The sequence below is a fragment of the Roseibium sp. AWQ4_290 genome (assembly GCF_056160985.1).
In genome coordinates this window covers 63263-87291 of sequence record NZ_JBSWYG010000006.1, presented here as the reverse complement: position 1 = coordinate 87291, position 24029 = coordinate 63263, and the positions used below count along the sequence as shown (strand labels likewise).

The 24029-nt window shown below is 59.9% G+C and carries 15 protein-coding genes; 4 read left to right on the top strand and 11 right to left on the bottom strand.

The window, feature by feature from the left end:
* Positions 1-57: 57 nt before the first annotated feature.
* From ACXAH0_RS07820 to ACXAH0_RS07795, 6 genes are all read right to left on the bottom strand, one after another.
* Positions 58-1950 (bottom strand): ABC transporter substrate-binding protein, encoded by a 1893-nt coding sequence (locus ACXAH0_RS07820; protein WP_475190129.1) that lies wholly within the window; start codon positions 1948-1950, stop codon positions 58-60.
* Positions 1947-3833 carry an ABC transporter ATP-binding protein gene (locus tag ACXAH0_RS07815; protein WP_475190127.1) on the bottom strand — a complete coding sequence of 629 codons (1887 nt, stop codon included), beginning with the start codon at positions 3831-3833 and terminating at the stop codon, positions 1947-1949. The genes ACXAH0_RS07820 and ACXAH0_RS07815 overlap by 4 nt, the downstream gene beginning before the upstream one ends.
* Positions 3834-4037: 204 nt before the next feature.
* The gene (locus ACXAH0_RS07810; RefSeq protein WP_475190126.1) at positions 4038-5933 is read right to left on the bottom strand and encodes an adenylate/guanylate cyclase domain-containing protein; all 1896 of its coding nucleotides are present in this window, start codon (positions 5931-5933) and stop codon (positions 4038-4040) included.
* Between the two features lie 67 nt (positions 5934-6000).
* Complete coding sequence (locus ACXAH0_RS07805; RefSeq protein ID WP_475190124.1) at positions 6001-6612, bottom strand: NUDIX domain-containing protein; 612 nt, start codon at positions 6610-6612, stop codon at positions 6001-6003.
* 29 nt (positions 6613-6641) lie between these two features.
* Complete coding sequence (locus ACXAH0_RS07800; protein ID WP_475183250.1) at positions 6642-7832, bottom strand: CaiB/BaiF CoA transferase family protein; 1191 nt, start codon at positions 7830-7832, stop codon at positions 6642-6644.
* A 66-nt stretch (positions 7833-7898) separates the two neighbouring features.
* The gene (locus ACXAH0_RS07795) at positions 7899-8396 is read right to left on the bottom strand and encodes a class I SAM-dependent methyltransferase (RefSeq protein ID WP_475190123.1); all 498 of its coding nucleotides are present in this window, start codon (positions 8394-8396) and stop codon (positions 7899-7901) included.
* A 260-nt stretch (positions 8397-8656) separates the two neighbouring features.
* On the opposite strand from ACXAH0_RS07795, the gene pepN reads away from it, so the two are divergent.
* Both pepN and ACXAH0_RS07785 read left to right on the top strand, forming a co-directional pair.
* A complete protein-coding gene (gene pepN / locus ACXAH0_RS07790; protein WP_475190121.1) occupies positions 8657-11302 on the top strand; it encodes an aminopeptidase N in 2646 nt (881 codons plus the stop codon).
* Between the two features lie 157 nt (positions 11303-11459).
* Positions 11460-13832, top strand: coding sequence for a sensor histidine kinase (locus ACXAH0_RS07785; RefSeq protein WP_475183265.1), 2373 nt, complete (start codon positions 11460-11462; stop codon positions 13830-13832).
* Positions 13833-13952: 120 nt separating this feature from the next.
* Here the strand turns inward: ACXAH0_RS07785 and ACXAH0_RS07780 are convergent, their stop codons facing one another.
* The 5 genes from ACXAH0_RS07780 to ACXAH0_RS07760 form a co-directional block, all read right to left on the bottom strand.
* Positions 13953-16937, bottom strand: a complete 2985-nt coding sequence (locus ACXAH0_RS07780; RefSeq protein WP_475190120.1) for a bifunctional [glutamine synthetase] adenylyltransferase/[glutamine synthetase]-adenylyl-L-tyrosine phosphorylase — start codon at positions 16935-16937, stop codon at positions 13953-13955.
* Complete coding sequence (locus tag ACXAH0_RS07775; RefSeq protein WP_475190118.1) at positions 16882-18348, bottom strand: sensor histidine kinase; 1467 nt, start codon at positions 18346-18348, stop codon at positions 16882-16884. Before ACXAH0_RS07775 ends, ACXAH0_RS07780 begins: the two co-directional genes overlap by 56 nt.
* On the bottom strand, positions 18332-19018 hold the full coding sequence (locus ACXAH0_RS07770; protein ID WP_475190116.1) for a response regulator transcription factor: 687 nt from the start codon (positions 19016-19018) through the stop codon (positions 18332-18334). Before ACXAH0_RS07770 ends, ACXAH0_RS07775 begins: the two co-directional genes overlap by 17 nt.
* Before the next feature lie 189 nt (positions 19019-19207).
* Positions 19208-20743, bottom strand: coding sequence for a Do family serine endopeptidase (locus ACXAH0_RS07765; protein ID WP_475183280.1), 1536 nt, complete (start codon positions 20741-20743; stop codon positions 19208-19210).
* A 250-nt stretch (positions 20744-20993) separates the two neighbouring features.
* Complete coding sequence (locus ACXAH0_RS07760; protein ID WP_475183286.1) at positions 20994-21641, bottom strand: glutathione S-transferase; 648 nt, start codon at positions 21639-21641, stop codon at positions 20994-20996.
* A gap of 132 nt (positions 21642-21773) precedes the next feature.
* Here ACXAH0_RS07760 and ACXAH0_RS07755 point away from each other — a divergent pair, with 132 nt between their 5' ends.
* Positions 21774-22772 (top strand): DUF2336 domain-containing protein, encoded by a 999-nt coding sequence (locus tag ACXAH0_RS07755; RefSeq protein ID WP_475190115.1) that lies wholly within the window; start codon positions 21774-21776, stop codon positions 22770-22772.
* Positions 22773-22934: 162 nt separating this feature from the next.
* Positions 22935-24014 (top strand): DUF2336 domain-containing protein, encoded by a 1080-nt coding sequence (locus ACXAH0_RS07750; protein WP_475183292.1) that lies wholly within the window; start codon positions 22935-22937, stop codon positions 24012-24014.
* Positions 24015-24029: the final 15 nt, after the last annotated feature.

Below are 24029 nucleotides of genomic sequence, written 5' to 3'. Positions count from 1 at the left end.
TGCCGTCTCCCTGCAGGCGGCCCGTCAGATCCTGTTCCGGACCTGACGGAGCAGCTTTCAGTCCTCATCATCCATATAGAACTCGTCCATCCGGTGAATGCCAAAATGGGCGCCCGGATCCCAGCCATAGATCCCTTCCAGCGGCACGTTTTCAACCTCTTTGATGACCACGGGTTGACGCACGCCGGAGACAAGGCCGATATGGATGGTTTCTTCCGCATGGATATCCAGTATCTCTTCCCAGATCTTGGCCCGTTCGTCCGCCGTCCTGGAGTTCAGCCAGGCCTTGTAAAGCTCCATCAGGCGGACTGCCGGCGGCCAGTCCGGCTTTTCACCGCCTTCCCCGTGGGTTTCATAATAATCCCCCCAGGCTTGCCAGGACCACCGGTCCCCATGCACCGGGACATAGTCATCCGGCGGCATTTCGGAGGTGGGAATGCCATTTTCAAACCCCCACCAGACGGCCATCACCAGATCGCCGGAAATGGCACGCTTATGCATGTTGTCGCGCTGGCTCGGCTTGGCAAACAGCTTCACCCCCAGTTCACGCCACATCTCGGTCACCAGCTCCAGCGCATCTTCCTGCACCTGGGCTTCACCCGCCGTTTCCACGATGATCTCCAGGGGCCGGCCGTCCGGCATCAGACGGATGCCTTCGTCATTGCGCTGTGTCAGACCGATGTCATCCAAGAGGGCATTGGCCTTGTCCGGATCGTATTTGGCCCATTTGGTGGTGTATTCGGGTTTATAGAGCGGGCTGGCTGGCAGAACCGTGTCATTGCCCGGTGTCGCAAGGCCGAAAAACAGAACCCGGTTGATCAGTTTCCGGTCGATGCCCAGTGACAGGGCATGCCGGAAGCGCGTATCGCGCAGCAATGTGCGCCACACCGGATCCTTGACGGTCAGGTTCGGCTGGATCGAAATTTCAGAGCCCTTGGAGTTGGACCAGAGCGCTGTGGTGTAATCATTGCGCTTTTCGCCCTTTTTCAGGACCGTGATGTCGGAAAAGCTCAGGTTCCGGGCCTGAAGATTGCTCTCGCCCGCCTGGGTCTTGGCCGGGATCAGCTTGCGGTCGGCCACGGTCATGATGACTTCGTCGATATAGGGCAATTGCTGGCCCGTGCTGTCGACCCGGTGATAGAAGGGATTGCGTTCCAGAATGAAGCGCAATTCGCTGTCGTCGCGCTTGCGCACCCAGGGCTGCAGGGACGGCAGATCGGCATTGCGCGCATTATACATGTCGTCTTTTTTGTTGTGCAGCGGCGCCCAGCTGCGCACCTTGACCTTGGCGGCTTCCTTGGCAATGAAATCCGGATCGCCGTATTTTTCGTGAAACTGCTTCAGATAGTGGGCAGGACGGTAGATGAAGGGCGGACGGGCCTTGGCGAGCTCCGGCAGAAACAGCGGATTGGGCGCGTCCCAGGTGAACCGCACGGTGGTCTCGTCCAGCACCTCGAATTCAGGTCCCTTGCCATCCACCATCAAAAAAGGCGGCAGGCCCGACGGTGTCAGATCCTTGTTGCTGACCACATCTTCAAAATAATAGCGGAGATCCTCGGCGCCAAAAGGCTGCCCGTCGGACCATTTGTGGCCCTTGCGGGTGTGCAGGGTGAAGATCCGGCCATCCTCGACCTCCACATCCTTCAGGAGATCTGGCACAAGCTCCAGCTCTTCCGTATAGCCGACCAGCCGGGCATAGCCCCAAACGTTGATCAGGCGCACGTCCTTGGAGCGGCCGATCAAGGTGTCAAGCGCGCCCCCCGGAGTGCCCACGGTCCGGCCCTTGGCTTCCAGGTCGACCACCAGCGGTTCTGCGGGAAGACGCTCTGCCACCGGTGGCAGGGACGGGTCGAGCCCCGGAGTTTCCTTAAACTCAAGCGCGGCCAGGGGCCCCGCCATTATGGCGGCGGTCAGGAACACCCCTGCCCTTGCCAGGTGTTTGAAATTCATGCTGCTGTCCCCTCAAGTGCCCCGGAATTCTTAAGTCCGGGTGCGCAGACAAAATGTTCTGGTTCCATTTCGACCAATGACGGTTCTGTGCCGTCTTCAAGCCTGAACGGCTCCGGCCAAAGCTGCGGCTCGGACGCGCGGTTGGCGTCCAGCGCAGCAAAATCAAGCGGTGCGGACAAGTCCGGCTCGGGAACGGCCGACAGCAGCGCTTTGGTGTAAGGATGCTGCGGATTGCCGACCACCGTGCGGGTTTCGCCCAGTTCCACCAGGCGTCCCCGGCACATCACCGCGATCCGGTCCGCCACATAGTCGACCACCGCAAGATTGTGGCTGACAAAAAGATAGGTCAGGTTCAGGTCCCGTTTGAGATCCTGCAACAGGTTCAGGATTTGCGCCTGTACCGATACGTCCAGGGCAGAGGTCGGCTCATCGCACAAGATGAATTCCGGATTGAGTGCAAGCGCCCGCGCAATGCCGATGCGCTGGCGCTGGCCGCCGGAGAAGGAATGGGGGTAGCGGCGCAGAAACCTGGGGTCGAGCCCCACAAGGTTCATGAGATTGCGCACCCGCTCCGCCCGCTCCTGCGGCGTGCCGATGCCGTGAACCTCAAAAGGTTCCATGAGCGTGTCATTGATGGTCATGCGCGGGTTCAGCGAGGAGAACGGGTCCTGAAAGATCAGCTGAACCCGGCGCCGGTAGTCCATCAGGTCTTCCCCGCTGAGGCCTGCTATGTCTTCCAAACCCTGGCCGCGGTTGTAAAGAACCTCGCCGCCTTCCAGGGTGAGCGCGCGCAAAATGGCTTTGGCCGCAGTGGTCTTGCCCGAGCCGGATTCCCCCACCAACCCCAGGCATTCGCCGCGCCGGATGGTGAAGCTGATGGAATCCAGAGCCGTCATGGTTTTGGCCTTGGAGCTGAAAAGCGAGCCTTTGCGCAGGGAAAAGCACTTGGTGACATTGCGCATTTCCACCAGAGGCTCGCCAGGCGTCACATCGCATTTGGGCCGGTTGCGTGTCAGATCCTCCGACTTCAGCTCAATGGGCCGGATCGGCACCAGACGTTCACTCTTGTCCATGTGGAAACTTGGAACCGCGTTCAAGAGCGCTTTCAGATAATCGTGCTGCGGATTGGAAAAGAGTTGCTGGGCCGTGCCCTTTTCCATGATCCGGCCGTGATAGATGACCGCGATCTCGTCGGCCATGTTGGCGACCACGCCGAAATCATGGGTGATCATCAGCACGGACATGCGCAGTTCGGCCTGAACCTCCCGGATGAGTTTCAGGATTTCCGCCTGGATCGTCACATCCAGCGCAGTCGTCGGCTCGTCGGCAATCAAAAGCGCCGGACGGCAGATCATCGCCATGGCAATCATGGCCCGCTGGCGCAGACCGCCGGACAGTTCAAACGGATAATTGTCCAGCGCCCGGTCCGGATCAGGAAACTGAACGAGGTGCAGCATGTCCCTTGTGAGCTCACGGGCCTCGGCTCCGGAGACATTCCGGTGCAGCAGGGCGGCCTCACCGATCTGGTCGCCAATTGTGTGCAGCGGCGACAGAGAGGTCATCGGTTCCTGGAAGATGATCGCAACCCGGTTGCCGCGCAGATGCCGCATCTGCGGCCCCTTGCGCTCAAGCGCGGCAATGTCGACCGGCGGCTCGGCCCCGCTCGGGTCTGCCAGCAGAACCTTGCCGGCGGTAATCTCGGCGGCCTGGGGAAGCAGGCCCATGATGGTCTGGGAAATAACTGTCTTGCCGGACCCGGATTCCCCGACCAATGCCACTGTGCGGTTTTCGGGAACGGCAAAGGAAACGTCGTCAACTGCCCGGATACATCCTTCGGCCGTATTAAACTCTACCGTTAATCCCTCGATCGAGAGAACATTCACCGCGTTATTCCTTCCCCGGCCAGGATTGTCTGCAAAAAGGCTTACTAAGCCCTTTTTGCGACAGAAAGACAACCAAATTTGCCTTTGGATAGCAATGAGGAATTCTGTGTTGCTGCGCAGTGACCTGAATTACGGCAGTCAGATTCCCCCTATTTTTTCAGAATCTTGCACCTTCTTCCGCCAAGTAATTGATTTTGCGCGGGGCTATTCTGCCGCCGACACTGGACGGCTCGTCTGCGCAGCGCTGTCCTGTTCGGGCACCTCCAGCGAGACCTGGAGCTGCGGATCGATCCAATAGACCTCCATAAGGCCACTGCGCCCACGCAAATGATGAGCCCCAACGGCCCGCTTGCTGACGTCGCCCGGGAGTTTGGCCACCGTGTCCGCACTGGCAAGGATCGTCATCTCCGGCGTTCCCTCCGCTTCCCGCCCGAGGGTCTGAAGCCGCTCGGCCGCGTTCACCGTGTCGCCGACAACCGTATAGTTCCACCGGTCTAGCGCCCCCACATTTCCGACAACCGCTTCGCCCGTGTGAATGCCGATGCGCATGGACATTTCCGGCCGGCCCTCTTCCGCCGCCTTCTTGTTGGAAGCGTGCAATGTCTGCGCAATTCTGCGCGCCGTGCGCACGGCAGCTTCCGCATGGTCGGGACGTGCGTCCGGCGCGCCCCAGAAGGCCAGCATGCCATCGCCCAGAAACTTGTCGACCGTGCCGCCTTCCCGCTCCACGGCCTCGACCAGGATCGCGAAATGGCTATTGAGGAGCCGCGCGGTGTCTGCTGCGCTCAAATGTTCCGAAAGAGCCGTGAAACCGACAATATCGGTGAACAGGACCGTCAGCTCCGCCTGCCGGGCTTCGGCGGCCTGGGCACCGCCGAGCTGCATCAGCTTGGTGAACAGGGACCGGGGCACATAAGGGTTCATGGCCTTGAGCCCTTCGACCATGGAATTGAAGGCTAGCGAGACTTGATCAATCTCCGCAACCCGGCTGCGCGGCATACGCTGAACCTCGTTGAGGGAGAGGCTGCCCACGCGCCGGGACTGAACCGCGAGATTGCGCAGCGGCCGTGCCACCCGGCGGCCCAGCCAGAACGCGATCAGAACCGACACCACAAGCGCCCCGAAGCCGACAAACATGGACCCGGCCAGCCGGCGCACCTCCCGCGAGACAGTGGCGCTCAGGAAGTACTGGCCAATTGTCCAGGGCTGGTCGCTGAAGCCTTCGAGCCGGGTCTTCATGATGATGAAGTCCTTGTCTTCCGTCTCGACCGAAAAAACATTGATGCCCAGGTCCGCAGCCTTTTGAAATTCCTCCAAAGGCTCCTCATCCGCCATGCCCGCCAGAACCGGGTCTCCCACGCGGCTCCACTGGCCGGGAAGATTGTTCTTGATGTTGCCGCCGGTCTGAAGGTGGTTGGCGTCGGAATGCATGATCACCCGGCTGTCCCCATCCAGAATGAAGATGGTGTTGTCGCTGCCATCATCCTGGGCCTTGACCAGCTCGGCAATGTCTTTCATGGAGCTGGCGGCAGTCAGAATGCCCGCCATTTTGCCGTCTTCTACCAGCGGCACGGAAACATTGGCAAAGAGGCCGACGCTGTGCTTCACCAGCGCCCCCCAGGTCGGCGGACTGTCCGGTGTCAGCTCTGGAAGATCGCGCACATCCATGCCCGGCGGCGGCGTATCGGTTTCAATCCGCCATAATTTTCCAGACGGCGCCCGGTAGATCCCGAGCCGCCGGCCATCCGGTGACGTCATCACAAGGGTTGTGAGATCCGCGTTGGATTGCAGGGCAATGGACAGGTCCTGAAGGGTCCGCTCCGGATCGTCAAAGCCGACCTTGCCGCCCTCGAAATAGGGTTTCAGGCCGACAACCGCCTTTTGGACAGACGTGAAATGGGTGCGCAACTGGGTTTCCAGCGCCTCCGTGCTCAAGATCATTTTGTCATTGAGCAGGGAAAACGTGTTTCTGAAATTCGCACTGACGGAAAGCGCCAGCACCAGACCGATGGCAATCGCGACAAACGCACCGAACCCGACGCCGACAATGCTTGTCAGCGGAAGCTTGATGCGGCGGTCCCGTTTGCTGTCTTCGCTCACCAGCTTTGTCCTGTTTTCTGCGATCTTAGCGTTCCGTCCCTTAACGTCAAACTACCTTTAAGGCAGGTCAGGCTGGTGCGCCGGATCCTGTCTTCTTGTCCATCATCTGCCGTAAGGCAAGCTCCTGCAGCAGCATGATCGTCTTGGCGTCGCAAATGTCCCCGGTGCGGGTTTTCAAAAGCGCCTCTTCAAGCGGCACATGAAGAACTTCAATATCCTCGCCCTCATGCTCCGCGCCCCCGCCCTCGCCCGTCTTGTCCTTGAGCCGGTAGGTGCCGGTATAGAAAGACAGATATTCGGTCACTGAGCCAGGGCTCATGAACGCGTCAAAAAGGTGCTCCAGAGCGGGGACTTCGAAGCCGGTCTCTTCCATCAGTTCCGCGCGCATCCGCTCTTCCGGCTTCGCCCCTTCCAACAGGCCGGCAGGCGCTTCCACCAGAAAAGGGTCCTTGCCATTGAGAAACGCTGGCAGGCGGAACTGGCGCGTCAACAGAACGCAGCCGGTCTCCGGGTTGAACAGAAGACAGACAACCGCATTGCCCCGGTCATAGGCTTCCCGGGTCATTTCCTGCCAGCCACCATCCTGGCGGCGGTATTGAAACCAGTAGCGGGTCAACCGGCCCCAGTCATCCGCCAGCACGGTGGAGTCCAGAAACCTCAGATAGTCCGTATTTTTCATACTGCCCGTCCTGCTGTCTGCCGCCCGGGTCACGCCTTGGACGACTTCTCTTCAGTGAGGCCAAGTTCTGCAAGGATCTCAGCGGTATGTTCGCCCAGAGACGGGGCTGCCCGGTCCAGAACCAGAGAGCTGTTCTGAAAGGTGATCGGCGTGCGCACAGAGGAGACAGTGCCGCCCTCAACCCCATCCGCTTTCAGCGTCACCTTCATGCCCCGATGGACCACCTGGGCATCGTTGAACACATCTTTCACCGAATTGATCGGTCCCGCCGGAACCCCTTCCAGTTCCAAGGCAGCCAGAAGATCGTCCCGGGCGCGGACTGCCGTTTCCGCTGCGATCAGCGGAACCAGTTCGCTTCTTGCCGCAACCCGGGCCGCATTGGTTGCAAATTTCGGCTGCTCAGCCAGATTCTGAAGGCCCAGAACCCCGCACATGCGCTGGAACTGGCCGTCATTGCCAACCGCGATGATCAAATGGCCGTCGCTGGCCGGGAACACCTGGTAAGGCACAATGTTGGGATGGGCATTGCCGAGGCGTTTGGGCGCCGTGCCGGAGACAAAATAGTTGAGGGCCTGATTGGCCAGAACCCCCACCTGGGCATCCAGAAGCGCCATATCAACATGCTCGCCCTCCCCGGTCCTGTCCCGGCGCCGGAGTGCGGCCAGAATGCCGACCACACCGTAAAGGCCGGTGAAGATATCGGCAAAGGCAACGCCAATCTTCTGCGGGCCGCCATCCGGTTCACCGGTCAGATCCATGATGCCCCCCATGCCCTGGATCATGAAGTCATACCCGGCCCGGTGGGCATAGGGGCCCTCCTGGCCGAACCCGGTGATGGAGCAATAAATCAGCTTTGGATTGACCTTTTTCAGGCTCTCATAATCGAGACCGTATTTGGTGAGACCGCCCACTTTGAAATTTTCAATCACAATATCCGCACCGGCCACCAGACGGCGCACGATCTCCTGACCTTCTTCGGTCCGGAAGTCGGCCACCACAGAGCGCTTGCCCCGGTTGCAGGCGTGAAAATAGGCCGCATCCCGGTCCTCGCCGTCCGCATCCTTCACAAAGGGCGGCCCCCAGCTTCGCGTGTCATCCCCCTTGGGGCTCTCCACCTTGATCACATCCGCCCCGAGGTCAGACAGGGTCTGCCCCGTCCAGGGCCCGGCCAGAATGCGGGCGAGTTCGACAACCTTAATGCCTTCAAGGGGCGCGGACATGCGTGAGGTTCCTGTTCAGATCGGGAGGAGGAAAAAACGGCACAGATATCAAGAAGGGAGCGCTGCTCAGGCGTCTGCGGTCTTGCGGTAGATATGATATCTGCCGGGATGGATGCCTTGCGGCTTTTCCAGGGCTTCGAAATTCGGCAGATTGAGCGCCAGCGCGGTCAGTACATATCCCCCGACCGCCATGCGCTGGTTCAGCAGCGGCTCAAGCCAATCGACAATTGCAAGATCGTTGGTCGGATCGGCCGAGCCGATATCGATATGGGCAAAGGAGGCCAATGCGCCGACACGCGGGCCGCAAAAGGCAAGTGTGTCGCGGATATCGCCCAGGATCATGTGCTCCGCATCCGGCGCACAGCTCGGATGGCAGTTCATGGCGAAATCGAAGACAAAAATCTCCTTGTCCGGATAGATTTCCCGCAAATGGTCATAGGTGCGGCCGTTCCCGAGCCCCAGTTCCAGAACCGGACCATCGACGGCATTGACCTTGTCGACAAGATGTTCCAGCAGGATTTTCTGCGATGTCATACGGCGGATGAAACTGTCCAGGCGGCTCATTTAGACTTTCCCAGTGACTCAAGACGCCTCTGACATAGTCAATGGCCCGCAGAAGGTCAAAACCTCATCCCCGCAACCAGAATGTGAAAAACAAAACACCGCAAAGGCAAAAGTTGCAAAATCAGGACTTTGCCCCATTTGGTGATCATGTTAACGCGGTTGGGGCACGGCTATGTGTATTGAGCCGTTGCCAAGGCCTGATGCGGGTTAATCGTCCGCGGACAGGCTTTGACATCTGAACAAACTCCCGGGAGACCTCGATGCGATCCGAAACGGCGCCGGCCATTCGGCTGGAAGACTACCAACCGCCTGCCTACCGTATCGACAAGGTTCACCTGACGTTTCAGCTTGACCCGGTGGCCACGAAGGTTATCGCGGTCCTCAGGATTGACCGCCAGCCCGGCACACGGGCCGGGACGCCCCTGTGCCTGGACGGGGACGATCTGAATCTTTTGACAGTGGCGCTGAACGGAACCCTGCTTGAAGAGACCGCCTATTCAGTCACAGCGGACAAGCTGGAGCTTCTTTCGCCGCCGGACGGGGCTTTCGACCTGACGCTGACCACCCGGATCAACCCGGATGCCAATTCACAGCTCATGGGTCTTTACAGATCTTCCGGCACCTTCTGCACCCAGTGCGAGGCTGAAGGCTTTCGGCGCATCACCTATTTCCTCGACCGCCCGGACGTTCTGGCTGTCTACACGACCCGTCTGGAGGCCTCGAAGGCGGACTACCCGGTGCTGCTGGCCAACGGCAATCTTCAGGACACCGGAGAGTTTCCCGGCAGCGGCCGTCATTTTGCCGTCTGGCATGATCCCCACCCCAAACCTTCCTACCTGTTCGCCCTTGTTGCCGGGGATCTGGCGGCCGTTCCGGACCGGTTCACCACCGCATCTGGCAGGGAAGTCGCCCTGAACATCTATGTCGAACACGGCAATGAGCCGCTCTGCGGTTGGGCCATGGATTCGCTGAAACGCTCCATGCGCTGGGACGAAGAGGTGTTCGGGCGCGAATATGATCTGGACGTGTTCAATATCGTTGCTGTCTCCGACTTCAACATGGGGGCCATGGAGAACAAGGGCCTCAACATCTTCAATGACAAATATGTTCTGGCTGATGCGGAGACCGCAACCGATCAGGACTATGCCAATATCGAGGCGGTGATTGCCCATGAATATTTCCACAACTGGACCGGCAACCGCATCACCTGCCGGGACTGGTTCCAGCTGTGCCTGAAGGAAGGGCTGACGGTTTACCGGGACCAGGAATTCAGCGCTGACATGCGCTCGCGCACCGTCAAGCGCATCGCCGATGTCCGGCTCCTGAAGTCCCACCAGTTTCCGGAAGATGCCGGCCCCCTCGCCCATCCGGTGCGCCCGCGCGCCTATCACGAGATCAACAACTTTTACACGGCCACCGTCTATGAAAAGGGCGCCGAGGTCGTGCGGATGCTGAAGACTCTTCTGGGAGCTGACGGCTTCCGCAAGGGGCTTGATCTTTATTTTCAGCGCCATGACGGGGACGCCACAACGATTGAAGCCTTTCTGGCCTGTTTTGAAGAAGCGGCCAGGGTGGATCTTGGCCAATTTGCGCTCTGGTACGAACAGGCGGGCACGCCGGTTGTGCGCGTAAAGCCCCACCATGACGCACAGAAGAAGACCTACACGCTCACCTTGTCGCAGACCATCCCCCCCCTGCCGGGACAAAAGGCCGGCAAACCGGCCGTGATCCCGTTGCGTTTCGGCCTGATCGGACAGGACGGCAAGGATATCGCCCTGCCGGATGCGGCCGGAGCCAGATTGTCGGGGGATGTGCTGGTGCTGGAAGAGGCCCGGCAGGAGATCACGTTTTCCGGCCTGCCCGCCGCGCCGGTCCTGTCCCTTGCCCGGGGGTTCTCCGCGCCCGTGCGGCTTGACCAGCCCCAAAGTCTTGAGGACCTGCGGTTTCTGGCCGCCCATGATACGGACCCGTTCAACCGCTGGCAGGCGGTGCAGACCCTTGCCCTGAAAGATCTTGTGCGCATGAGCGGCCTGATCGGCAAAGGGAAGGAGGCTCAGGCGGATCCCGGCGGTGTGGCCGTCTTTGGTGCGGTTTTGGAGGACCAGGATCTGGACCCCGCCCTGAAGGCCCTGGCCCTGACGCTGCCCAGCGAGCCGGACATTGCCCAGGAGATTGGCAAGGAAGTTGACCCGGATGCGGTACACAGCGCCCGTCAGATCCTTCGCACGGCGATTGCCAGGGGCCATCAGGCCGCCTTCCTGAGAACTGCCGATGCACTTGCGCCTGGCAGCGACTACTCGCCGCAGGCCGGACCGGCCGGAGACCGGGCTCTGGCCAACCGGGCCCTTTACTATTATGCCGCCTCCGGTGCTGCCGGCACCGAAGATCTGATCTGGAGCCGGTTCGCCGCCGCCAACAACATGACAGACCGCCTCGCCTGCCTGACCCTTCTGGTTCATGACCGCATGACACGCAGCAGCGAGGCCCTGGCCGCATTCCTGGACCGCCACCGGAACAACTCTCTGGCCATGGACAAATGGTTCATGACCCAGGCGACCGCGCCCGGCGACGAAACCTTACCCAAGGTAAAAGAGCTTCTCACCCACCCGCTTTACGATGCGGGAAATCCGAACCGGATCCGGTCCCTGCTGCAGTCTTTTGCCACTGGAAATCCGACGCAATTCGCCCGGCGCGACGGGACGGGCTTTGAGTTCATTGCCGAATCGGCGCTCCTGATCGACAGCCGGACCCCCCAGGTCGCCTCTCGACTTCTAACCAGCTTCCGCTCCTGGAGGGCACTTGATCCACAACGCAGTCGACTTGCGGAAGCCGCCCTGTTGAAGATTTCATCAAGCGAAGACCTGTCGAGAGACAGCCGGGATATCGTAGACAGAACATTGCAATAGTGGGCTTTACTGGAAAAGGTTAACAAGTCAGCGGTAAAATTGGCTGCACGTTAACCATTTTCTTCTTCGGCGGGGCTGGACAAAGACATAAGATTTGATTCAAATGGAAGTGATTCGGAGCACGCTCCGATGCGGCGGAACTTGAGGCACACTTCCTATGGCGCGAGCACTGGCGAGCGACGCTTCCACGCGTGGCAGCGACAACGATTCGAACCCGGAACGCCATACCGGCAGCCCGGCCCTCCGCCTTGTGACGCTCTTCGGAACGCTGCGGGACAACCTGCTGCGCCCCGACAGCCTGATGCGGCGCATCATTCCCGGCCTTGCCATTGTCTTTATCGTCATCCTGGCCGTGTTCCGCGCCGGAGAGCTGGCGACAGAACATTCTGACACCGGCCAATCGGCAGAAACCACCCTCAGCCTGATGGCAACGGTTGTGGCCAACCGGCTGAATGAGGCCGAGGCCAGCCTTCCCGAAACCGGCTTCCGCACCACGCTGAAACGCACCCTGGCCGACAGCCTGCCTGCGGGCGCGACCAGCCGGTCCCGGATCTTCCTGATTGTCGATCAGAAAGGCATCATTGCCGCCACTGCCCCGGCCAAACCCGGGCTGGAAAACCGCCCGATCTCCGGCCTTCTGTCCCCCTCCCAGCCCCTGACAGTGTTTGGTGCGCGCGCCGGGGTCCTGTCTGTCCCGGTTGACCTTGGCAACGGCCTGGGCAGTGAGCCCTATCTGGCCACAGTGCATCATCTTGACGGCAAGCTGGGCATGGTCGCCGTCCTGCAGCCGGAGAATGCGGTCTATGCAGACTGGCGCACTGGCCTTTCCGCCAATGTGACCCTTTTTGCCGGCACCTCTCTGGTGCTGCTGGCGGTGATTTACGGCCTCTTCAGCCAGGCGTCCCGGGCCGAACAGGCGGACGACATGTATGCGGCCACACGGGCCCGGATCGACACCGCCCTCACCCACGGGCGCTGCGGCCTGTTTGACTGGGACCTCTCCCGCGGGCGCATGTTCTGGTCATCCTCCCTCTATGAGCTTCTCGGTCAGGAGCCGAAGGACGACATCCTGAGCTTTGCTGAAGTCTCCGCGATCACCCATCCGGACGATATCGACCTGCTGGGACTGGCCGAACACCTGCTTGAGACCGGTGAGACCCTCGTGGATGAAACCTTCCGCATGCGCCACTCCGATGGCAGCTGGATCTGGCTACGGGCGCGCGGGGAAATCCAGTCCGAACCGGGCCGGGCCGAGCCGCACCTGATCGGCATCTGTATCGACATTACCGAACAGCACCAGCTGGCTGAACAAAGCCGGATGGCTGACTTGCGCCTCCGGGACGCCATCGAGACCATTTCTGAAGCTTTCGTGCTGTGGAACGCCCGCAACGAGCTGGTAATCTGCAATTCTAAGTACCAGTCCCTGCACAGCCTGCCCAACGCGGCCGTGAAATCCGGCACCCCTTACAAGGATGTGATGGCAGCCGCTTCAAACGCGGAAGTCGCCCCGCAGCCGGTGACGGTGAACCAGCGCGGCGGCGCGCCTGAAGGGTCCTACGAAGCCCAACTGGAAGACGGCCGCTGGCTGCAGATTTCCGAACGGCGTACGAAGGACGGCGGTTTCGTGTCGGTGGGCACGGACATTACCGCGTTGAAAAAGCACGAAGAAAAGCTGGTGGAATCGGAAAAGCGCCTCAAGGCCACCGTGACCGACCTGCAGAAGTCCCGCCAGACCCTGGAGATTCAGGCCCGCCAGCTGGTAGAGATGGCCGACAAGTATCAGGAAGAAAAGACACGCGCCGAAGCCGCCAACAAGGCCAAGTCCGAATTTCTCGCCAATATTTCCCACGAGCTGAGAACGCCGCTCAATGCGATTATCGGCTTCTCCGACATTATGACCCAGGAAATGTTCGGCCCGATCGGCACGGAGCGCTACAGCGACTATTGCAAGGATATCTATTCCTCCGGCACCTATCTCCTCAATGTGATCAACGACATTCTGGATATGTCCAAGATCGAGGCCGGCCGCATGTCCATAGAGACAGAAGTCGTCAATGCCGCTGATGCGGCTATTGACGCCAGCCGGATCGTGACTGGCGCCGCCACCGAAAAGAATATTTCCGTGACCACCGATGTGGCCGAAGACCTTGCCGTCCACGCGGACAAGCGCGCCCTGAAGCAGATCCTGCTGAATCTTTTGGCCAATGCGGTCAAGTTCACCCCCGACAATGGTGTGGTGGTCCTGAAGGCCCGCCCGCGCGGCGACAAGCTGCGCTTCGAGGTCTCCGATACCGGGATCGGCATTTCGGAACGGGACGTGGAACGGCTGGCACAGCCCTTTGTGCAGGTGGAAAACCAGTTCACCAAAACCCATCAGGGTTCCGGCCTCGGCCTCGCCATTGCCCGTTCCCTGGTGGAGCTTCATGGCGGTCATCTGAAGATCGAGTCGGAAGTTAAAAAAGGTACGACTGTCAGCTTCACCCTCTCGCTTGCCGACAGCGCAGACCAGCCCCGACAGAAAACCGCCTGACGCGGCGCGCGGCGGTCTGTCCGGCCAGCGCACTCAGCCATTTAAAAGATCCTCAAGACGGGAATATGCCGTTCTCGCCTTTCTTCCGGAGGCGCCTTCGCACCGGAGGCATATACTTCTTCAGGCCGTCACCTCACCGACGATGCGGACAAAGGCCGAGCGGACCTTTTGCTGGAGCTCCGCCAGTTCGGTTTCCAGCCGGTTGAAGGTCGGCATGTTCGAGGCCTGGACCAGAAGATCCAGCACGCCGCCCGGCGCGTCTGCAGGAACGAATTTTCCGGACAGGGCCAGCCGCAGAACCTGAGTAAGCCGCTGATACAGGCGCAAGGCCTCCAGAAGGAGTTCCGCATCCGCAGGCCCGAGCGCAGCGGCAGCCCGTAGCCGCTCCAGCGCGTCCTCGGTGCCTTGCGCAAGAACCTCCGGCATTGTCCCCGCATGCACGAGCTGAAGATACTGGGCGATGAATTCGATATCGACGAGGCCACCCGCGACCTGTTTCATGTCCCAGATGTCCTTGGTGCCTTTTTCCTTTTCGATCCGGGCGCGCATGGACCTAACGTCATCGGCGAGTTTGGCCGGGTCCCGTGCCTGTGTCAGCGTGCTGCAGATATTCTGCCGTATCTTGCCGGTGAAGTCCGGCGATGTGGACGCAATCACCCGCGCGCGCGTCAGGGCCATATGCTCCCAGGTCCAGGCATTGTCCTGCTGATAGGCAATGAAGCCGTCCAAGTTGGTCGCCAGCGGCCCCGCATTGCCGGAGGGGCGCAGCCGGAAATCCACCTCATAAAGGGCCCCTTCCGCTGTCGGGGCCGACAGGGCCGTCACAAGCCGCTGGGTCAGCCGGGTATAATATTGGGTGACAGCAAGTGGCCGCTGGCCGTCCGACTGTTTGACCTCATCGCGGGACTCATACAGCAGGATCAGATCCAGATCGGAGGCGGCTGTCATTTCCCGCCCGCCCAGCTTACCCATTGCCAGCACCGCCACATTGCCACCGGGCACCGCCCCATGGGTTTCCCCCACATGAACCATTACCTGCTGCAAGATCCGGTCGACCACCACTTCCGCCAGCCGGGCCAGCGCAAAGCCGACCCGGTCCGCCGACAGCGTGTCAGAAATCAGCCGCAGGCCGATCAGGAACTGCTGCTCCTGTGTGAAGATCCGCGCCCGGTCGAGTGCTTCTTCGTAGAAGCGGGACTGGGCCAGCGTCCGGTCGAGACCGGTGCGGAATTCTTCAACGCTCGGCATAGCCCCGAAAAAGGCCGGGTCCAGCACTGCATCCAGCACATGCACGCGTTTGGACACGGTTTCGGCCATACGCGGCGCGGCGCCCATGGTGGTTGCCAGCAACGTCAACAATTGCGGGTTGGAGCGCAACAGCGAAAAAAGCTGCACGCCGGCAGGCAATTTAGCCAGAAAGGTGTCAAAGGCCCTGAGGGCAGCATCCGCATTGTCGGTGGCAGCCAGGGCGCCGATCAGCGAAGGGTGCATCTCGGTGAGCCGTTCCCGCGATTTGGTGGAACGGGTAGAGGGGTAGCGGCCGAAATGCCAGGACTTGACGATCCCGGCAGCTTCCGAGGGGTTTTTGAACCCGAGCCGCGCCAGAGTTTCCAGCGTGTCCGGGTCATGGTCGTCGCCGGTAAAGACCAGATTGCCCAGCTCGGACGAGAGGCCCGGCTCGTCTTCAAACAACTCAGAATAGTGATGCTGAACATTTCGCATATGACCTAAAAACGTGCTTTCGAACGCGGCCAGCGTGCCGAACCCCATCAGATAGGCAATGCGCGTGCGCCCCTCCTCATCCTTGGGCAGAAGCTGGGTCTGCTCATCATTGAGCATCTGAATGCGATGCTCGACCATGCGCAGGAAAATATAGGCCGCGCGCATCTCTTCCCGGGTCTGCACACGGATCCAGTCGGCCTCACACAGGGCGGCCAGCATGTCGAGCGTGCGCCGCCCGCGCAGAGCCGGATTGCGGCCACCGGCGATCAACTGCTGGGTCTGGACAAAGAATTCCACCTCGCGGATGCCGCCCCGGCCCAGTTTGACATTGTGTCCGGCAACGGCAATGGCACTGTGGCCCTTGTGCATGTGGATCTGCCGCTTGATCGACTGCACATCGGCAATGGCCGCAAAATCCAGATATTTGCGCCAGATGAAGGGCACAATCTCATGCAGGAAGGCGTCTCCGGCGGGAATGTCGCCGGCACAGGCACGTGCCTTCACCAGCGCAGCCCGCTCCCAGTTCTGGCCGAGGGATTCGTAATAGACCAGCGCTGCGGGAACCGACATGGCCAGCGGTGTCGCCCCCGGGTCCGGGCGCAGGCGCAGATCCGTGCGGAAAACATATCCGTCTTCCGTGCGGTCTTGCAGGATCTTGACCAGACGCCGGGTAAGCCGGACGAACTCTACCGGCGCCTCCGCCCCTTCTGCCATGGGCGCCTTGGCCGGGTCGTAGAGCACGATCAGATCGATATCGGAAGAGTAGTTCAGTTCATTCGCGCCATGTTTGCCCATGGCCAGCACAATCAGGCCGCTGCCCACTTCCGGCCGCTCCGGGTTGGCAGGCGTGAATTTGCCCCGCCGGACCAGATCGTTCAGGCAGAACCGTATCGCCGCTGTGAGCGCCGCGTCGGCAAATCCGGCCAGGGCACCGGTAACCTGATCCAGATCAATGACCCCGCCAATATCCGCAAGGCCAAGGGTCAGCGCCAGATCCTGCTTGAACAGCCGGAGCTGGCGCATGAGCCCGGCTTCGTCCTCCGCTCTGAGCTCACGCGCCTGCGCCAACAGAGTGTCCAGACGCTGTTCCGGTGCCGCCGCCAGAAGACTGACGAGGCGCTGCGGGTCGGCCAGCATGAGGTCGCGCAGATAAGGGGAATTGCCGATGATCCCGAGCAGAAAGGGCTCAAGCTCCGGCAGATCGCAGACCATGCAGCTGAGCAAAGGTCCTGCTTGGGGATGATCCAGAAGATCCTTGAGGAACAGGGCCGCCCGCCCCGGCTCGGCGGTGTCCGGCACGATCCGGATGCGCCCGGCCAGTCCGGCGCTAGAAGGTTTTTTGTCCGTCCGGCTGCTCTTCTCTCCCGGATGTTGCGTCTCCATACCCGCTCCCGCTGTTATCCTGTGCGACCGGTGTCAGGTCGATGCGGGCCGAGAGGCCCGGGTCCACATTCTTGAAGCGCAAGTCTCCCCCATGCAAGCGGGCAACGGCCTTGACGAGGCTCAATCCCAGGCCGGTTCCCGGCTCCGATCTGCTTTCTTCCAGACGCACAAACCGGTCAACAACCCGCTCCTGGGCCTCTTCGGGAATGCCGGGGCCGTTGTCGGTGACCGACAGCTCCACCCGGCCGCCCTCTTGGCGGGCCCCAAGGCGCAGGACCGGAACACCATTTTCCGGACGGCCGTATTTCAGGGCGTTTTCGATCAGATTGACCAGAACCTGGCTGATCAGATCCTTGTTGCAGTCCGCCCGCAATCCATCTGGAACATGGGTTTCCAGCAACCCGCCTTCTTCTTCCACCAGCGGTTCGTAGAGTTCGGCAATTTCCGCCACAAGCCGGGTCAGATCCACCGGCTCCATACTGGAGCCCGGAGCCATGGATTCAATCCGCGCAATCTTGAGCAAGGCATTGAAAATACGCAGGAGATGATCGGTTTCAGTGAGCGTGCCTTTCAGCGCCGACCGGTAGCCCGCCTCCCCCTTTGCCTCGCGCAGGGCAGTTTCGATCCGGGTTTGAAGCCGGGTCAGGGGCGTCTTCAGATCGTGAGCGATATTGTCGGTCACATCTTTCATGGAATGCATGAGCACTTCGATGCGGTCCAGCATGTCGTTGAGATTGACCGCCAGCCGGTCAAACTCGTCATTGGTGCCCGCAAGCGGCAGCCGCTGGGACAGGTCTCCATGCATGATCATGCGGCTGGATGCGGAAATGTCATCAATGCGCCGCATCACCCGGCGGCTGACAAACAGCCAGGTGATGACGGCCATCACCACCATCAGGACCAGCCACAGGCGCAACGCGTTGGCCAGAAGATTGGAAAATCTCAGCTGGTCGCCCAGATCCCGGCCGACCAGAAGCCGGAAGCCGCCGCGCAACTCGAACGTGCGGACCATGGCCTGGCGCTCGACATCTTCCTTGCCCTCTCCCAGACGGGTGTAGCGGACCCGGCGCAGGCCGCCATCGGCCTCTTCCAGCACCACTGTCGGCAGACGGGCAATGTTACCGACAAGCGCGTTTCCGGAAAAGTCGACCAGAAGATAAAGACTTGCATCCGGGTGACGGGTGCGGTCGGCAATGGTTTCCACCAGATCGCGGATGCCGCCACGCAAATAGACCTCCGACAGGCCCTTCAGCTCGGAATCAACCGTCTGAACCACCTGTTCGGACATGAGGTTGTCGGTATTTTCAGACACATAAAAGACAATTGCGCCGGACATCACCGTGAACACGGCCATGTAAAGCAGGGACAGCTTGAACGCCGTCGTGCGGACAAATCTAGTGAGCCGCGTCACGGATCGAGTATCCGGCTCCCCGGATGGTGTGCAGCAAAGGCGTTTCAAAGCCCTTGTCGATCTTGCCGCGCAGGCGCGAAATATGAACGTCGATGACGTTGGTCTGCGGGTCGAAATGATACTCCCAGACATTTTCCAGGAGCATGGTGCGGGTCACGACCTGCCCCGCATGTTGCATCAGATATTCCAACAGCCGGAATTCACGCGGCTGCAAGGGAATTTCGGTCTCCCCCCGGCGGCAGGAATGGGCCATCCGGTCAAGGGTCAGGTCACCCACCTGATAGGTGGTTTCCACCTGGGATGCGGATTTCGGACGCCGGGCAAGAGCTTCGATACGAGCCTGCAATTCGGTGAAGGCATAGGGTTTGGGAAGATAATCGTCACCACCCGCTTTCAGGCCCTTGACCCGGTCGTCGACCTGGCCGAGGGCTGACAGTATGAGGACAGGTGTATGATCGCCTTCCCGCCGCAGTTCCTGAATGATCGACAGGCCGTCCAGCTTGGGCAGCATCCGGTCGACAATAAGAATGTCGTATCGGCTGTGCAAAGCCATCTCCATCCCCGTCTGGCCGTCCCCGGCCTGGTCAGCCGTATGGCCCAGCTCACTCAGGCCCTTGACCAGATAGCTGGCTGCTTCGGGGTCGTCTTCGATCACTAAAATCCGCAACATACCCTCCTTGTAGCGTGAGTGATTTGAAAAAGAAATGGCTGGCGGCGGCGATGGATGTGAGGCGCCGCCGCCAGTCAGTATGGGTTTGCGGGTCGCAAACCCATGACGTCAACCGGCCCGTCGGGGTTGGGGCAGAGGGCAAGCCGGTTGCGCCGTCAGGTGCGGTTCATGAGGAACCGTCGCCTGATCTCAGACCACCTTCATGGGCAGAGCCACGAAGCGGGTGGTATCGTTGGTTTCAATCCGGAAGAGCACCGCCTTGCGGCCTTCCTCCTTGGCTTTCTCGATGGCCTTGATCACGTCAGAACCGGTTTCGACTTTCGTTCCGGCAACTTCCAGGATCACATCGCCGCGGGAGAGGCGTTTTTCCGCAGCCGGGCCATCCGGGTCGACGTCGTCAATGACCACGCCCTTGCCTTCCATGCCCAATTCCGCCTTCGTGGTGACAATGATCCCCATGTCGGCAAGCTCCGTTCGGCCGTCTTCCAGCTGGATCTGGGATCCGCCTGCCACCTGCTCCTTGTCCTCAAGCCGGCCAAGCTTGACGGTCACGTCCTGCTTCTTGCCATCCCGCCATATGGTCAGATCCACATTCGTATCCGGATCATAGGCGGCAATCATCTTGGACAGCTCGCGCGGGCCTTCCACATCCGCACCGTCAACGGCGAGGATGGTATCTCCGGAACGCAAGCCCGCCTTCCGGGCCGGACTGTCTTCCTGTGCCTCGGCGACCATCGCCCCATGGGCATGATCAAGGCCGATGCTGCTGGCAATGTCATCCGTCACATTCTGGATCTGCACGCCAAGCCAGCCACGAATAACGGTTCCGTCATCCTTCAACTCCATGATCACGCCCTGGGCGGTGGAGGCCGGAATGGCAAAGGCAATTCCGACATTGCCGCCCGAGGGCGAGAAGATCGCCGCATTCACGCCAATGACCTCGCCATGCATGTTGAAGGCCGGGCCACCGGAATTGCCCCGGTTCACAGGGGCATCTATCTGGATGAAGTCGTCATAGGGACCGGCGCCAATGTCACGCCCACGGGCGGAGACAATACCGGCCGTCACCGAGCCGCCAAGACCGAACGGGTTGCCAATCGCAACTGTCCACTCGCCCACCTGAGGCGCCTCCTTGGCGAATTGCACATAGGTAAAGTCCTTGTCAGCATTGACTTTCAAGAGAGCCAGATCGGTCCTTTTGTCCGCGCCGATCAGGGTTGCCTTGTATTCCTTGCCGTCCTGATCAATCACGGTGAATTCCGTGCCATGATCAATGACGTGCTGGTTGGTCACCACGTAACCGTCCTTGGAGATGAAGAAGCCGGAACCCTGGGACATGCCGTACTGGCGCGGGGACCGGTGCTGACGCTGACCCTGATCTGCGCCCTGACCACCAAAGTCCCGGAAGAACCGTTCAAATGGGTTGCCTTGCGGCAGGCCCTTGAAGAACTCTTCAAGGCCTTCACCATTGCCGCTGTAATTCATCATTTTCGGTTCGGCTGCCTGCTTCACGCGGACACTCACAACAGCTGGGCTGACCGTCCGAACAACTGCCGAAAAATCTGCCGGAACCTTGGCATCCACCCGAACCGGATCCGCCAGAGCCACTTGTGCTGGAACGAAGGTCTGGGCGGTCAAAAGCCCGGCAGCGCCGAGGGCCATGACGCCTGCCAGCAATTTGGCGCGATGGGTCCGAAAGGGAGAGACTGGCCGTTTGGTCTGCATAATTCTTCCTCTGAGCACGTAACTTTGAAGGCCTTTCTGAGAAGCGTGCGGGGTCACTCGCTTCAGGCTTGAGCTCAAACCTAGGCACTCCCGCCTTACCGTTGCCTGTCGGGGGAATTACAAATCTGTTAGGTTGCGGAAATATCCGGTCAGCCGCTTGAGGCAGCCCGCTCAAAAAGCAAAAAAACGCTTGTTTTTTCAGCACTTCTTAAGCAGCAACTATCGCAGCGTTTTTTCCACAGCCCTCATCTCACCCTGGAAAGCGCACTGGCGGGTCGCCTGGCTGCCAGCGGGCCCATTTGGGCATGACACTCAAAAAACGGCCAGACGTCTCGAAGTTCCCAAGCCAGGTCATCAGCGGCTGCCAGTCCTGCCGGTCGAACCAGTCCCGGTCCGTATTGGCAAATTGCCGTACAAACGGCAAAACCGCATAGTCCGCCAGACTACCGGCGGCGCCGAACAGCCAGGCCCGTCCCTCCAGCTTACGGTTCAGCTTCCACAGGAACTGGGAGGCCAGTTCCCGTTCCTGCGTCCGCTGCACGTCCCGATAGCGGGTGTCGTATTTGTACCTGTCCAGATGCCGCTTGAAGGGACCGTCACAGAGTGCGATCAGATCATGCATGTCCGCGCGGCTGCCGTCCCCAGGTATCAGCCAGCCCTCCGGATCCCGCTGTTCAAGCGCCCAAACCATGATGTCGAGGCTTTCATCGAGAACCCCCTCCCCCAGTTTCAGGCATGGCACCGTGGCGCTCGGCGAGGTTTCCAGAAAGTCAGGCGCCTTGTCCCGAAGAACGATCTCACGCAATTCGACGGCAACCCCGCTTGCAGCAATCGCAAGGCGTGCCCGGATCGCATAAGGGCACCGGCGGAAGGAATAAAGGACTGGAAGCGCGCTCATAGGCCATGGCATGGCTCATGGACCCGGAAAGGTCAACAGGCCGTGTGCTGCACCCGGGAGACCCGGATTTGCCCGGCTCTTCACCGGATGTAAAGGTTCTTTCCGTAAGGTCTCCAGGCATAGGTACTTGCGATGACCAATACACTTATTCAACTTGCGAAGGACTGTTCTTCAGAAAAGAAACACAAGCTCGCCGAGCACGTCACCGACTTGCTGTGCGGTCGCGCTGAAGACCATGGCTCCGATGAGACCACCCTCTTGAACGACATGCTCGAAGGGGTCTATGACACTTTGACAGTTGATTTCAGGCGGAAAGTGTCCGAACAGCTTGCTGATGTGAGCGCCACCTCCGCCACTTTGGCCGCAGCCATTGCGAGTGACGACATCACGGTCGCCAGACCTGTGCTGGAAAGATCAAACGCCCTCACGGACGAAACGCTGCACGCTCTGGCCTCCACCAAGGAAGACGGCCATCTGGAGGCGATGGCCAAGCGGGAGCATGTCAGCGAAGACTTAACCAAAATCCTGATCGAACGCGGCAGCAAGGATGTCAAGAACACGATTGCCGCCAATCTGGGCGCGGATATGCGCATGCCGGTGTTTGAGGATCTGGTCAAGCACATTCCCAAACAGCTGGGCGACCGGATGCGGCATTTGCGCAAATCCAATGAAGCGTTGATTGAGGACCTGTTCAAGGACAGCGGCGAGATTGCCGCCGGCACAGAACTGCCCAAACGCCCGTCCAAAGTCAGCCCGAAAGCCTGGATTGCAGGCATTCGTTTGGGCAAGACAACCTTGAGCCGGGCCGTTTACCAGCTCGCCCTGGAACATAATCTGCTGGATGTGGTCGGCTTGCTTGCCGCGATGACCGGGCTTGACATGAAATACGTTCACAACCTGATGGTCCGCTTCGATTCCACCGGCATTGCGACCCTTTGCCGGGCCAGTGGCATCGGGGCTATGGAATATCAGGCCATTTGCAAGGAACGATGCAAACATTTGAAGTTTCCGGAGAGCACCGGCAGCAAGTGGCTCACCAACTATCACATGCTTGACGAAACGGACGCCCGGCGCCTTCTCGCCATCATGAAAATCAAACTAAATGGCCTGTCCCAGGTCCAGGCTGCCTAGAAAAAGCGTAGCAGCCTCAAGCCTCGAACAACTAGTCCGAAATAAATACAGCGAGACCCTGTCAATAATACCTATGTTTTATTAGTTTTTTCGCTTCGCCTTATCCACTTGTAAACGGTCTGCAGTTTACAGTCGCATTCAAAAGAATGGATGGTTTTCGACATGATCAATGATCTTCTCAACTTAGCGCAAGAAAGCACGCCGGAAAAACGGCACAAGCTGGTTGAACATGTCACAGATCTTTTTGTCACTGGGGCCAACAGCTACCAGACCGAGGAAATTTCGCTGTTCAACACTGTTCTGGAGCGTATGCTCCCGACAATGGAAGACGACCAGAAACAAGAAGTCTCCGAACGCCTGGCTCCCATTGATGCGACGTCACGTGAAGTGGCTTACGAACTGGCCAGCGACAAGATCGACATTGCCCGTCCGATGCTGACCCAGTCCAACGCACTGGACTCCGAGGACATTCTGAAACTGGCCAAGACCATGGGCCAGGGGCACCTTCTGGCGATCTCCAAACGCAACCATCTGGAATCAACCGTCACTGATGTGCTCCTGGAGCGCGGGGAAAGCCCGGTCAAACGGTCGGTTGCTGCCAACTCTGGCGCGGAACTTTCCGATTGGGGCGGCCGTCTTCTTGTGAAGCTGGCCGAACAGGATGAAAAAATCCGCGACGCCATGGTTGAACGGTCGGACGTCTCCGAAGACGATTTGGAAAAACTGATTTCCCAGATGCCCAGCGCACAGCAGACCAAGATCCGCAAGATGCGTGAAGACAACGAAAAGCTGGTCCTGTCCCTGTTCCACGAGGCCAGCAAGGTGGTTGCCAGCACCAAACTGGAGCGCAAAGCCTCACGCATCAATGTGAAGGTTGCTCTGAAGGACATCCGCGAAGGCCGGGCCGACATCAACAAGGCGATTAGCCCGCTGGCGATCTCCAACAACCTTTTCGACATCGCCTTCCTGCTGGGTCAGTTGGCTGGCCTTGAGCAAAAATACGTCACCAATGTCATGGTGCGGTACGATGCCACCGGCGTTGCAGTTCTGTGCAAGGCTCTTGGCGTGGACAACAACGCTTACCACGCGCTTTGCCGCGCGCGCGCGACCAATAACAAGCAGCCGCAAACCACCGTGCAGAACTGGGTCAACGACTACCAGAGCCTGACGGAAAAGGACGCCCGGCGTCTCCTGTCCTTTATGAAAATCCGGCTCAACACCCTGGAAGAAAAGGCAGCCTGACCCCCGTCAGACTGC

Coding starts and splice junctions, on each gene's coding strand:
- ACXAH0_RS07820 (WP_475190129.1), bottom strand. CDS start 1,950: ATGAATTTCAAACACCTGGCAAGGGCAGGGGTGTTCCTGACCGCCGCC.
- ACXAH0_RS07805 (WP_475190124.1), bottom strand. CDS start 6,612: ATGAAAAATACGGACTATCTGAGGTTTCTGGACTCCACCGTGCTGGCG.
- ACXAH0_RS07800 (WP_475183250.1), bottom strand. CDS start 7,832: ATGTCCGCGCCCCTTGAAGGCATTAAGGTTGTCGAACTCGCCCGCATT.
- ACXAH0_RS07795 (WP_475190123.1), bottom strand. CDS start 8,396: ATGAGCCGCCTGGACAGTTTCATCCGCCGTATGACATCGCAGAAAATC.
- pepN (WP_475190121.1), top strand. CDS start 8,657: ATGCGATCCGAAACGGCGCCGGCCATTCGGCTGGAAGACTACCAACCG.
- ACXAH0_RS07785 (WP_475183265.1), top strand. CDS start 11,460: ATGGCGCGAGCACTGGCGAGCGACGCTTCCACGCGTGGCAGCGACAAC.
- ACXAH0_RS07780 (WP_475190120.1), bottom strand. CDS start 16,937: ATGGAGACGCAACATCCGGGAGAGAAGAGCAGCCGGACGGACAAAAAA.
- ACXAH0_RS07770 (WP_475190116.1), bottom strand. CDS start 19,018: ATGTTGCGGATTTTAGTGATCGAAGACGACCCCGAAGCAGCCAGCTAT.
- ACXAH0_RS07765 (WP_475183280.1), bottom strand. CDS start 20,743: ATGCAGACCAAACGGCCAGTCTCTCCCTTTCGGACCCATCGCGCCAAA.
- ACXAH0_RS07760 (WP_475183286.1), bottom strand. CDS start 21,641: ATGAGCGCGCTTCCAGTCCTTTATTCCTTCCGCCGGTGCCCTTATGCG.
- ACXAH0_RS07755 (WP_475190115.1), top strand. CDS start 21,774: ATGACCAATACACTTATTCAACTTGCGAAGGACTGTTCTTCAGAAAAG.
- ACXAH0_RS07750 (WP_475183292.1), top strand. CDS start 22,935: ATGATCAATGATCTTCTCAACTTAGCGCAAGAAAGCACGCCGGAAAAA.